Source organism: Plectonema radiosum NIES-515 (genome assembly GCF_025753815.1).
GTDB classification, from domain to species: Bacteria; Cyanobacteriota; Cyanobacteriia; order Cyanobacteriales; family Nostocaceae; genus Hassallia; species Hassallia radiosum_A.
Genome location: NZ_JAOWRF010000072.1, coordinates 1 through 12150, shown reverse-complemented (window position 1 = coordinate 12150; position 12150 = coordinate 1). Strand labels below are relative to the sequence as shown.

The 12150-nt window shown below is 42.6% G+C and carries 10 protein-coding genes; 1 reads left to right on the top strand and 9 read right to left on the bottom strand.

Annotation, left to right across the window (positions count from 1 at the left end):
- Positions 1-136 precede the first annotated feature (136 nt).
- The 6 genes from OGM63_RS04850 to OGM63_RS04825 all read right to left on the bottom strand — a co-directional run bounded on the left by OGM63_RS04850 (position 137) and on the right by OGM63_RS04825 (position 6669).
- Complete coding sequence (locus tag OGM63_RS04850; protein WP_263744367.1) at positions 137-1828, bottom strand: tetratricopeptide repeat protein; 1692 nt, start codon at positions 1826-1828, stop codon at positions 137-139.
- A gap of 86 nt (positions 1829-1914) precedes the next feature.
- Entirely contained in the window at positions 1915-2754 is an 840-nt protein-coding gene (locus OGM63_RS04845) for a DUF3153 domain-containing protein (protein ID WP_263744366.1), read from the bottom strand.
- Between the two features lie 54 nt (positions 2755-2808).
- Complete coding sequence (locus OGM63_RS04840) at positions 2809-3393, bottom strand: tetratricopeptide repeat protein (RefSeq protein ID WP_375340454.1); 585 nt, start codon at positions 3391-3393, stop codon at positions 2809-2811.
- Positions 3394-3423: 30 nt separating this feature from the next.
- Positions 3424-4320, bottom strand: coding sequence for an acetylglutamate kinase (argB, locus tag OGM63_RS04835; RefSeq protein WP_318528403.1), 897 nt, complete (start codon positions 4318-4320; stop codon positions 3424-3426).
- Between the two features lie 72 nt (positions 4321-4392).
- Positions 4393-4920 carry a shikimate kinase gene (locus tag OGM63_RS04830; protein ID WP_318528402.1) on the bottom strand — a complete coding sequence of 176 codons (528 nt, stop codon included), beginning with the start codon at positions 4918-4920 and terminating at the stop codon, positions 4393-4395.
- 135 nt (positions 4921-5055) lie between these two features.
- A complete protein-coding gene (locus OGM63_RS04825) occupies positions 5056-6669 on the bottom strand; it encodes an NB-ARC domain-containing protein (protein ID WP_263744365.1) in 1614 nt (537 codons plus the stop codon).
- A gap of 461 nt (positions 6670-7130) precedes the next feature.
- On the opposite strand from OGM63_RS04825, the gene OGM63_RS04820 reads away from it, so the two are divergent.
- On the top strand, positions 7131-7325 hold the full coding sequence (locus OGM63_RS04820; protein WP_039748498.1) for a hypothetical protein: 195 nt from the start codon (positions 7131-7133) through the stop codon (positions 7323-7325).
- 43 nt (positions 7326-7368) lie between these two features.
- Here the strand turns inward: OGM63_RS04820 and OGM63_RS04815 are convergent, their stop codons facing one another.
- The 3 genes from OGM63_RS04815 to OGM63_RS04805 form a co-directional block, all read right to left on the bottom strand.
- Positions 7369-8049: a LapA family protein gene (locus OGM63_RS04815; protein ID WP_263744364.1), complete on the bottom strand. Its 681-nt coding sequence runs from the start codon at positions 8047-8049 to the stop codon at positions 7369-7371.
- Between the two features lie 168 nt (positions 8050-8217).
- Positions 8218-8838, bottom strand: a complete 621-nt coding sequence (locus OGM63_RS04810; protein WP_263744363.1) for a flavin prenyltransferase UbiX — start codon at positions 8836-8838, stop codon at positions 8218-8220.
- Between the two features lie 220 nt (positions 8839-9058).
- Complete coding sequence (locus tag OGM63_RS04805) at positions 9059-11431, bottom strand: ribonuclease R family protein (protein WP_263744362.1); 2373 nt, start codon at positions 11429-11431, stop codon at positions 9059-9061.
- Positions 11432-12150: the final 719 nt, after the last annotated feature.

The window sequence follows — 12150 nt, the reverse complement described above, 5'->3', positions numbered from 1 at the left end:
ACAAGGGGGACAAGGGGGACAAGGGGGACAAGGGGGACAAGGGGGACAAGGGGACAAGGGGACAAGGGGGACAAGGGAGACAAAGAGAATTATTCTTATTTCTCTCCCAACGGGAGAGCCAGTCGCTTCAACGCGCTTATCCCGCGCACTCAGATTCACCATCCACCCCTCTCCCCATTCCCCCCTCTCCCCATCTCCCTAGTCCCTTGAGAATTTCCTCAGTGTGCTTGGTAAAATCTTCACCCGTTAAGCTGGGAAGTTCAGGGACTTCATTCAATTTCTTCAACATCCGAAACTTCAATTCCGCATAATCTTCACAAATGCCTTGTAAATCTGGATCTTTGCTTGCCCATTCCCATAGGGTGCCTTCGCTGTCTCTCACCAAAGCGTAAACTAAATAACGGCGTGCTACTGAAAGCGCGGTTTTTACCCCGGCATTAATTTGGTGAGCGATCGCATACCAAGCCGCAAGATTATATAAAAACCGAGTATTTAGCTCTGATGTCTCATCCCAGCCTTTCTTCAGTTTCTCTATTTCTGCGATCGCTTCCTGAATCGAATTGACATCACCTGTCATTAGCCCAGCCATCGCTTTGCCAATTCTAATTCTGCGCTTGACAGATTCATCTTGACATGAATTAATTGCGCGATCGTATTGCAGTAGTGCTTGACGTTGGTAATTGAGACATTCTTTGCCTGAAGTTTGTCCTCCAAAGGTACTGTATGTGTCAGCTAAATTTTCGTAAGGTTGAAACCACTCAGGATACAAAACTATTGCTTGCTGTAAATCTTCAATCGCCAAATAGTAAAATAATTTGCCATGAGCCGCAGCGCTAGCTAGATTAAGAGCGCCAAAAAAGTTATAAATCTTTGCTTGATAGCGATCGCGTTTTTGTCCCCAGTGATACCAGGGCACAGCAGCCACCATTTCGCGCCGACTGAGTTCCAACGCCAACCAGCGAATAGCCGAGCCTAGTAGCTCTCTGTAGCGGTCTTTCAGTGCTTTTGAGGATATTGCCTCAACTGATTCCCAGACGGTATACAACTTAGAAGAAAGACGACCTTCGATATTAGTTATTTCAAAAGTAATTCCTAGGCGATCGTATTCTTTCCCTTGGCTTTGGAGGATGCTAGTTACTTTCGTGCCGAATGGGGGAAATATCACCTTCAACATGTTCATCGCTGGATGCATTTGCTCTGGTGTGAACTCCCCAAGTGAAGTTACCAACTCACCAAGTCGTTGATCTGGGGTTGTTTGTGGTAAAGGTAACTTATCAGGAGGGTGATAGGTTTGCGGTCCTTGGTTGATGATATGCTCTTTCACCCGTTGACGCACGCCTTTCATCTCCCCCACCAGTCTTTCTCGCGCTAATTGGGAAAGACCTGGTAACACGCTGTTGATTTCGTCAGCATCAGAAGCATTGATGAAATTGTCTACGATTAACTCTTTGGAGCGCCGAAAAATCATGAAAATGAGACGATAGACAATCAAAATACTTAAGTTAGCCACCACGACCTTTACCAAAATCATAAAAATCTTGGTGACGTTTTTCTCCGCTACTTCCAGGTCGTCTGTCAACTTGGTGAGAGAGATCCTTGGGTGATCGGATTGACTTGGTATTAATGTTGCAGTGGGTGTTGGTCTGGCAATAATCTGTTGACTATATATGGATGGTCTGTGATATGCCGACAATCCATAACTAAAGACAAATAAGACACAGAATACTAACAACAGTCGTACTTTCACAACTTTCGGCTTGGTGATATTATGTCCGCTCGATTGTCTCGTTTTTAGCTTTGCTGCTTGAAACGAGCAACAACGAAGCATTCAAAACTATTCACACACGAGTGCTTTGATAAGTTGTAGTCAGCACGCTTTGTGCTTGAATAGAGCGCTCTTTGCGCTCACTACATTCAAAGTTCCTGTGATACATTAGCTGCTGAGGAAGCAGAAAATTGAATGCTGGGGTCTGGCATAAAAGTATACCTTAGATAAAGTCCACCGGCAACAAACAAGATAATCAACAAACTACCAATACCGAGAGGACTGGGAAGCCAGAAAACTACTTCGATGTGGTTTAATTGACCGGGGATGAGCTTCCATACCAGTTTATTTTGATTTTGTTCGGGAGAGATACCAACGGAAAGGGGGGAGTAAGCGATCGCACTTTCGGTTTGTTGAATGCTTTTTGCCCCCCAAGGAGTTTTCAAGCTAAATTCTAAATCGAGAATCGAGCCGGCATTAGCCAAAACGTTACCATTGCTGGCAATTAGAGAAAGCGATCGCAAATCGGCATCGTAAATCAACCGATTTTGCACTAACAGTAAGAAATTGTTCTGAAACAAAAGTAAGTTTGACTCAATTTTTGGTAATTCTGAATCAGATGTGCTTTTGAGTTCACTTTTTTGATTAATGTTGGGATTGAAAAATTCGTTAAACTTCCTTTGTAATTCTTCACCACTACTGAAGGGAATTGTGACGATAATTTCTGATTGAGAAAGTCGCCGTACTTTGCCTTCTTCTTTGCGAGCGCGGCGTTCGATGCTATTTAACCATTGGTATACTGAGTCACTACTAAAACTAGTGAGCCGTTCTGCTAACTTAATATGCTGCACCAATTCGCCGCGATTCGAGTTTTCAAAGTTTACCCCTGCTTCATACTGTACGCAACCAGAAAGCAGCACAGATGCCAACAGCACCAGACAGACAAATCTTAGCCGTGCAAAGCTTTTTGCTAAAACCGATAAATTCATAACTATAAATCTCCACAAAAATCAAGAAGATTATTTTCGGCTCTTCTGTGCGGTTCAAAGACTCAACCAAACCAAGCTACCCAAGATTAAACTAATGGTAATTAATGCAACCCAAATAAAGCGATTATCTTTAGTATTGACTTGGCTCAAGTCAACGTATTCTCGCTCAGTGGGCTTTTTGGGTTGGGCAGATTTTGTACTATTAACAGCGAGACGAATTTTATTTTCATTATCAGACAGTGTGTCCAAATCGGGAATTTGAGTCATCCATTCCCTTGGTCTTTGTAGCTTGGGTGCTTTGAGAATGTAAACCAAGCTTCGCGCTTGTTTGCTAGTTTCGGAAAAAGGATGGCGTTTAAGTTCTTCGCACAAGGCGATCGCATCTTCAGTGCGTCCAGCAGCTTCATAAGCTGTTACCAGCCAGATTTGTACCTCCCCCCCGATGCGAGAATTGCGATTCACTAGAGCGATCGCCTTTTCTAGATTTTCCACCGCTTGCCGATATTCCCCACTTTCAAAAGCAGCTTTCCCCGACTGATAAAGATTTTTGGCAATTTCTAAAGTTTCTGCACTCACGTTTTGCACACAAATCAGCACTTTCTTAATTGTGCCTGGGAATTGGGAATTGAATAAAAGCACGTTACCGCGTTCCCAATTCCCAGTCCCCTTCTAAGAAGTAAATTGAGAACCGATCAACATTGTCCCGATACCAACGTCGGTGAAGATTTCTAGCAGTAGGGCGTGAGGAATGCGACCATCAATGATGTGTGCTGCACGTACTCCTTGAGCAAGCGATCGCACGCAACAATTTACTTTCGGAATCATCCCACCACTAACTACATTAGTTGTAATCAACTCGCGGGCTTCTTGAATATCCACTTTCGGAATCAAGCTTGACGGATCTTTGTAATCTTTTAAAATACCCCGCGTATCTGTCAGCAAAATCAACTTTTCAGCCCCAAGTGCTGCGGCTATCTCTCCAGCTACTGTATCGGCGTTAATGTTGTAAGCTTGTCCTGTTTCGTCTGCGGCTACGCTAGAGACTACTGGGATATAGCCATTGCTAGCGAGTGTCTCCAAAATCTTGATATTCACACCGCAAACTTCTCCCACAAAGCCAATGCCTTCTTGACCTTGGGGACGAGCTTTAATTAAGTTACCATCTTTACCACATAATCCTACCGCCAAGCCGCCAGCTTGGTTAATCAAAGCGACAATTTCTTTGTTAACTCTACCGACTAAAACCATTTCCACCACATCCATTGTGGCGGCATCGGTGACGCGCAGACCATTTTTAAATTGCGGTTCGATTCCCAGTTTATCGAGCCAGCTGTTAATTTCTGGTCCCCCACCGTGGACTAAAATTGGTCGTAAGCCGACGCAAGATAAGAATACAACGTCGCGGATAACTTTATCTTTGAGGGTGCTATCTTTCATCGCTGCACCACCGTATTTGACAACAACGGTGCGTCCAGCAAATTGTTGGATGTAAGGTAATGCTTCGCTCAGTACTTGAACGCGAGTGGCTGCGGCTTCTCTGATGTACTCAGTATCGTTGACTATCATGGGGCGCTGTTGACAGTTAAAACTGATCTAAATAGTTTAAATGAGTTTGGTACTTTCAACAATCTCTCATAATTATTTCAGAACAGTAGGAATCGCCTCAAGTACTCGTGTAGCGATTTTCGTGGGTGTTTCTTCCTCACTGATGCTGATTCGCAGATCGGCTTGATTATATAATGGCTGTCGTTGTTCAAAGAGCGATCGCAGTTTTTGTTTCAAGTCAACATCTTGCAGTAGCGGTCTTGTGGTATCTTCGGCTAAACGGGTGTAAAGTAACTCTACTGGCACATCCAGCCAAACAATCAAGCCGTGGCGTAGGTAACTCCAGTTTTTTTGTTGGAGAATAACCCCCCCACCAGTAGAGATAACTAATTTTGTAAAAGCGCAAATTTGTGCTAATATATCGGTTTCGATTTGACGAAAACCCGCTTCACCTTCCAAAGCAAACAACTGATTAATACTTTGTTTCGTTGCTTGTTCAATTACGTTATCCGCATCCAGAAACCCGTAACTCAATTGTTTCGCAAGTTCGCGCCCTACAGTAGTCTTACCGGCGCCCATCATGCCAATTAAGTACAGGTTAACTCCTTTTAATATACTCACTGTCAATTTTATACTCCTTTTGGGCGCTTAAATTCTCCACCGCTACCCCCCCTACAGACGTTCCAGACCGAACGTCTCTACCGCGCTTTTGCGCCTTTCGTACAGACGTTCCAGACCGAACGTCTCTACCCTATTTTACATCTCCGCGTTGAGGCGAATTTCTCGAATGTGGTTTTTCAATTGCGCTTCAAAAATTGTCTGACTCATCAATGAGTAACCTGATTTATCTTGATTTTCAAAATTTTCCTCGATTAATCGTTCAGCTATATATTCCATTAAAACTGGGGTTTGTGCAAAGCCAGATGCTTGTCTTTCAATTAGCGATCGCCTTTGTAATAACTCTATAGCTTCTAGTATTAATCGTTGGGAAACTCGTGGTATAATCTCTTTTTGCAATTTTCGCACTGAAACCAAATTGCGATTCAGTGCTAACCAGTGCATAATCTGCTTTTCCAAATTAGATAAACGATAAAACTGTTCATCTAAAATTGCCCTAATATCGCCAAAAACCACAGTACCTTGTTCTAAAAATTCATATATATTGCCAGCAAATAATTCTTGAATAGTCGTGGCAACTAATTTAATAAATAATGGATTACCTGCATACCACTCAATTAATATTCTGCATTCGTCTTCGGAATAATTTTTCAACCCTTTTTCTTTGAGAAGTTCCCAACTTTCTGCATTACTTAATCCTGTCAATTTCCAAGAACGTACAGGTAATTTTTCTCCTTCCAAAGCCGCAATTTCTTGAGGTTTTTCTCTACTAGTTAACACTAAACAACTTTGATGTTGAGAGTCTCCTAATCTTCTGATTAACTCTCCATAACCTTCATAACCTTGACGATACCGAATTTGCTTCATCACATAACCAGAAGGATTTTTTACATCTGGGTTGCTGGGTGGCACAGAGAGCGGATATTCTCTCACTAAGTCGGTATCGTTGCCATTGCTTAAAATTGAGTCAACATGGTCTAATACAATTAGACAGCGTGAAGATCGCAAACATTCAATTAGTTGAGAAATGCTGCGTTCGATATTTTCTTGCCGTTGTGTTTCCCCTTCAGGAGATAAAAGCGACCAGAGTTGATTCAAGATGACTTCTAGGGGTGGTGCGAGACTAAGCGATCGCCAAATCACATATTCAAAATTTTCCTTAATTGCTTCTGCCAGCTTGACTGAAAAAGCTGTTTTACCAATTCCACCCATACCCAAGAGTACCACTAACCGACAGCGCTCTTGTACAATCCATTCTTTCAGGGATGCGAGTTCGCTAGTGCGTCCGTAGAATTTACTCACATCAATCGCTTCACCCCAATCTTCTCTTTGGGCTGTTTTCATCTGATCAAAATCAGCTTTATTTTTCTCGATTTTGATTATTTCATTGTTAGTCACATCTATTTGAAACCAACCTTTTTTATAACCTGCTTTTTCTAGTAACTGAGTCACCCGACTCCAGTTTTTGACCTTAATGCTGCTTGCCTCTTGGTTACTCAGCATATCTTCTATATATTTATATAGTCCATTAGAAAGATAAACTCTCACAGTACTACTGCTGCGACTTTTATAAACTGCATTAGCAATTTCCGCTGGACTAAAACCACAAAGTAAACCTCTCAAAAATTTCTTTTCAACAGGTGTTAGAGCTTTTCCCTTTGCTGATGCCAAATCAACGTATAACTTTTCTAGCTCCCAATTATTTTTAGCCTCTACAAAATCCTCTTCTATTTTATTTGAATTAGCAGCCATTACGGTTATTTATTTTAAGTAGCGATCAGGCAATATATTAACGATTTTTAGATAAAGTCGAAATAAATAAACAATAAATTTATAACGAATTTAATAACATTCGTTAGGTGACTTGCCAGTTGTTGCTTCGGTATCTTTAGGCTTAACGGAAATTTAATAAAGCTTCTTTGAAACTTTATTGAATTTGTGTCGTCAATAGAAAAGATCAAGACTCTTTCTCCGCTGGAGCGATTTTAAGTTTATACAATACTGTGTTTCTACCCCACAGTATTAACATTCAAAAAACTTAGTCATAGCAAGCTCCACTCTAAATCAGTTAAAAATCATGGTGTAAATTATGACTTATTTTGTGACATTGTGCAAAAAAGCTTTGGCAACTTAACGGTTGAAGAAGAAAAACTACTGCATATCTTATTTGAGTGCACCCGAATAAATAAGTGTGGTCTATTGAGGTATCAACCATGACTCGAATTCGTGACGTTGTGCAAAAAGCGCTATCCACTGGCTATCTAACTGTTGAAGCCGAAAATCAACTACGACATTTACTGACAACCCGCTACGACTTAGAAGACTTTAAAGCCTTTATGAGCTTGCAAGAAGCGGCAATGATGGGCAAAGTCAAGCAGGAGTCTCGCGAAGAAAGGTGTGGCATTTAGCAGATGAATACCACATACTACTCAATAGCGCGATCGCTCGTCGTCAGGAGTCAGAGTCGTCCTGATCGAAAAATCCCCAATCATCATCATCATTCTTCTGATTTGTAGTCGTCGGTGGTTGATAAGGCGGTATGATTACTCGGTAATCAGCATCGTAAACTGATTCAGTTTTTCCTACTCCAGAATTTTTTGGTTGGCGATAGCTGTAGGAATAAACTGAACCAGATTGAGAACTACTTTTAGGTTTCTGTTGACGTTCGTAGCTTTGATCTCTATCCTGTGTGTTTTCTGGACTGGGAGTATCAACATTAGACTTCTCTTCAAAGTCCCAATCATCATCTGTAGTGTTATTTGTGTCCCAATCATCCCCTACGTCGTCACTGCTTCTAGACTCTGTTGTACTAGCTGGGGGTGGAGGGTTGACAGGAGAGCGGGAAAATGTTTCTTCTCTACGGGTTTGCTTATTCCTAGGTGAAGCGGCTGGTGATTTAAGTCGATTTGGCTGTTGTCGAGCTAAATAAGTGGAGAAATTAAATAAGCTGCTGATAAATACAGATGTAACAGCACCAGCAGTTGTACTAAATAAAATCCACATTGCCAATGGCAAAGGTTGAGTCCGTATCCCCAAAAATACTAACGGTAGAACAGGCGACCAGTTTTGTGCTAACAATAGCGTTAGCCCTGCCAGTACCGCCACTAATAAAATTAAGCGAATGATATCCATATAAAAAGAAGGGGTAAAGGTAATTTCAGAGAGGGGCAATGGGCAATGGGCAATGGGCAATGGGCATCGGTAATAATTCTTTTTCTAGTCCCCATGACGGCAAATGCTCCACTTGGGGAGACCCCAAGACCGCACTGCCTGCCCCATGCCCGTTGCCCCTTTTCCCTTTTATTTTCTCCCTTGCCAACGTTGAAGTGGAATGCAGTCAATATCGAGTTGATCTAAAGTACGAGCAACAACAAAATCAACTAAATCTAAGATTGTTTGGGGATTGTGATACCAAGCAGGAATGGCAGGGACAATTCTTGCCCCAACTTCTGCCAAAGCAGTTAAATTACGCAGGTGAATCAGGCTAAAAGGAGTTTCACGGGGAACGATAATCAGCTTTCGACCTTCTTTAAGCTGAACATCCGCTGCCCGTTCTAATAAGTCGGAACTCAAGCCGGCTGCGAGCTTGGCTACGGTGCTCATACTGCATGGAATGACAATCATCCCTTGGGTACGAAAGGAACCACTGGCAATATTGGCTCCAACATCACCCCAAGGATGGCAGTGTAGTTTACCCGCTGCTTCAACTCCAGCTTGCTGTCGCCAAAATTGCTCTTGTTGAACGGGTTCTACTGGCATCCGAATATTCTGCTCTGATTGCCAAACCATGTAACTTGACTTCGAGGCAACTAGTTCAATTTCATAGTCGGCTTCAAGCAGAAATTTAATCGCTCGGACGGCGTAAATTAAACCTGATGCACCTGATATGCCTAAGATAATTGGCTGTTGTTTGTTTGACACGCTTTTTTAGTACAGAGATGGGGAGTGGGGAGTGGAAAATGGGAGTGGGGGGGATGGGGGGAAAGAAGAATTATTCCCCTTGTCTCCTTGTCTGCTTGTCTGCTTGTCTCCTTGTCTGCTTGTCTGCTTGTCTCCTTGTCTGCTTGTCTCCTTGTCTGCTTGTCTCCTTGTCTCCAAGGAGTCCCATGCCCAATGCCCTATGCCCAATGCCCTATGCCCCTTATTCATCATCACCATATGGTTCTAGGTCTTGAGACTCCATTTCGTTGGATAAGTACATATTTGATACTTCGCCATTGGAGCCGTTCATACCCCTGCCTGAGGCGATACCATCGCTGCCTACGGTGACTAAATCAATTTGCTGGCGGTAGTAATCAACACTTTTCACTTGCACGGCTACGCGATCGCCTAATCTGTAAGAAGCCCGATTTTTGCGACCAAATAGCGCTTGTTGTCGAGCGCGGTACTCATACCAATCATCTTTAAGCGAGCTAACGTGTACGAGTCCTTCGACTCGTAAAGGCACTCTCACATTACCGCTTTCGTTGTCTTGGAGTGCTGGTACTTCAATTTCTACAAAGAAGCCGTAAGATTGAACACCAGTAATTACGCCACTAAAAACCTCGCCAATGCGCTGTTTCATCAAGGAAGCTCTTTGCAACCCAGCTAAATCGGCTTCGGCTTCTTGGACTTCTTTTTCTCTGTCGTTGATTTGGACGATTACCCTTGTCAACTCGCTTTGCAGTTCTTGTTGCAATTCTGGGGGTAAAACGTTCCAGTTAATTTCACTGTGGCTTGCAAAGTGACACAAATTAACGCGCTCTTTCACGCGGGTGTTGCGGCGATCGCGTCCATGTTCCAGTAGTGAATAATACACTCTTTGCATGAGCAAATCTGGATAACGCCGCAACGGTGCAGTACAGTGGGTATACTCACTTAGCGCCAAACCAAAATGAGAGCCTTTATTTGTACTGTAAGAAGCTGGCTTGAGTGTATCTTGCAACAAGTAAGTCAGAACTTGTTCTGATGGCGATTCGGCAAAAGCTCTGGTCAATTGTTGATAATCTAAAGGTTGGATATCTACTTCTGCTTCTAGTGACAGTTCCACGCCTAAATTAATCGCTAATTTTAGCATTTCCTGGACATCTTCCGAATCGGGTGCGCCCTGCACTCGCCAAATGGCAGGAATGCCTAATGCGTCTAAATGATTTGCCATTAGTTGATTAACAACTAGCACGAATTCTGTTAAGAGCGATCGCACAGGTAAATCATTGATTGCGGCACATCCTAAAATACCTTCATCGTTGTACGGATTTTGGTTAGGTGGCAGATTTAATTGCAAGCTACCACGATTCAGCCGCACTTGTTTGACTGCATTTCGCAGTGCTTCCAGTTCGTGCAACATCTGGACTACTTCTTCTGAGTCCTTATTTTTACTCTTCGTAGATTTACTTGCTTTACCAGTCAGAATTGCTTCTGCTTGTTGTTCGCTGATGTGTTCGTCTACTTTAATGATACCCTTTTGAATTTCCCAGTCTAGGACTTCTCTTGATTGTGAATCGAAGGTAATTAAAAAAGAGATGCTTAAGCGATCGCTTCCCACAACTAAAGAACACCGTTCTGCCACAGATGACGGTAACATTGGCAGCACTAGTTCACCTAAGTATACCGACCTACCCCGCTTAATTGCTTCGCGATCGAGAGCTTCATCTGGTAAAACGTAGTGACAAACATCAGTAATGTGAAAGCCTAATCGCGAGTGTCCGAGGAGAGTTTTCTCGAAAGTCAAGGCGTTTTCTATTACTTGGGAATCTTTTGTACTGCCAATAGTTAGGGTAAATAAATCACGATAATCCTGACGATTTTTTAAATCAGCTTTGAGTAACTTTTTCGGCAACTTAGCAGCAGCATCGTTAACTGACTCCGGGAAAGTACGGGAAAGGTCGTGCTTACAAGTTACCAAATCGATATCAGCAGCAGCTTCGGCATCGCTACCGAGAATTTGCACCACTCGACCGACAGGAGGATATTGTGCCAGAGGGTAACGCAAAACTTCGACATGAGCCAGATGGTCGATCGCTTCATCCAATTTCATCCCACTAGCTAGCAGTTTAAGTTCAAATAGCAAGCGATCGTCGAGAGGAACAGCCCGAAAACCGCTTTCTACTTGCTTAATTCGCGCTAGCAAAGTGTGATTCGAGCGTTCGAGAATTAGTTTCACCTCTCCTTCGGGGGAACGGCGCCGACTACCTTCTTTGAGAACTCGGACTAAAACGCGATCGCCGTTCCAAGCATTACTCAGATGACTTTCGCGAATATAAATATCCTCCGCACCTTCGGTATCTTGAATCGCGAAACAAAAGCCTTTACTAGAACAGCGTAGCTTTGCTTCGATGATTCCATCTTCTGTCACGCGACGATATTTGCCGCGTTCTTTTACCAAAAGTCCGACTTTTTCCAAAACTTCTAAAGCAATTTGAAGTTTTTGTAAACTATCTTCATCTTCACAACCAAGTTTTTTTTCCAAAACTTTGCGAGCAACCAACTTATCATCGGTAAAATTGGCAAGTAATGTAGCGATTGAAAATTCCATGCAGTGAACCGACCTTTGGTCAAAACATCATTATTAGAAGGCACTTACGCGACAGAGAAGCACCATGAGCCGACACTTTGTTGGAGGTTTAGCCCTACCTCTAACAAAGACTGAAAGCGACCCTCGGACTTCTCACGACACGACACTTTCAGAGTTCACTACGAAAAAGACCTTTCATCCAGATAATCTTAAACATTGCACGAAGAATTGAAAATTCCCCCCACTAGGTAATGTTTGCGACCGATTTTAGAGAGACTTTGTTTATAAAGCTCCTTCATTTCAGTCTAAAAGCGCTATGCAGGGAAAATAGCAGGTGTTTGATTGTCTAGATTTCAGGTACTTTTACCGCATTACACTCTGATGTTTAACTAGGAAAAACTGCCGGCAAGCCCAATTGTCCTATATGTAGAATCGGTAACAACTAGGTTAGCAGCGAAACCGCTCAGTGAGGAAGAACCATTACTTCATTATTGTAGATTTAGAGCGTACTTATGTGAAAGTAGTTCTGCATATCAGATTGGGTAATTAGTATAGCATTGAAGGTAAGACCACCTAGAGTTAGCCATAAATAGCGAAAAAGTTGTTCACAAACAGCTATTGCTACAATCGACAGTAGGTGGACGTAAAATTAAAATGCCTTGAGATAAAAATTCAGACTAGTACTGGATTAATCTAAAGAAAGCTTTCTTTACGGGTGGTCAGATTCGGTGACTTCTTCA

Excerpts from the sequence above, each read along its gene's own strand:
- OGM63_RS04850 (WP_263744367.1), bottom strand. The coding sequence starts at position 1,828 with ATGCTTCGTTGTTGCTCGTTTCAAGCAGCAAAGCTAAAAACGAGACAA.
- OGM63_RS04845 (WP_263744366.1), bottom strand. The coding sequence starts at position 2,754 with ATGAATTTATCGGTTTTAGCAAAAAGCTTTGCACGGCTAAGATTTGTC.
- argB (WP_318528403.1), bottom strand. The coding sequence starts at position 4,320 with ATGATAGTCAACGATACTGAGTACATCAGAGAAGCCGCAGCCACTCGC.
- OGM63_RS04825 (WP_263744365.1), bottom strand. The coding sequence starts at position 6,669 with ATGGCTGCTAATTCAAATAAAATAGAAGAGGATTTTGTAGAGGCTAAA.
- OGM63_RS04820 (WP_039748498.1), top strand. The coding sequence starts at position 7,131 with ATGACTCGAATTCGTGACGTTGTGCAAAAAGCGCTATCCACTGGCTAT.
- OGM63_RS04815 (WP_263744364.1), bottom strand. The coding sequence starts at position 8,049 with ATGGATATCATTCGCTTAATTTTATTAGTGGCGGTACTGGCAGGGCTA.
- OGM63_RS04805 (WP_263744362.1), bottom strand. The coding sequence starts at position 11,431 with ATGGAATTTTCAATCGCTACATTACTTGCCAATTTTACCGATGATAAG.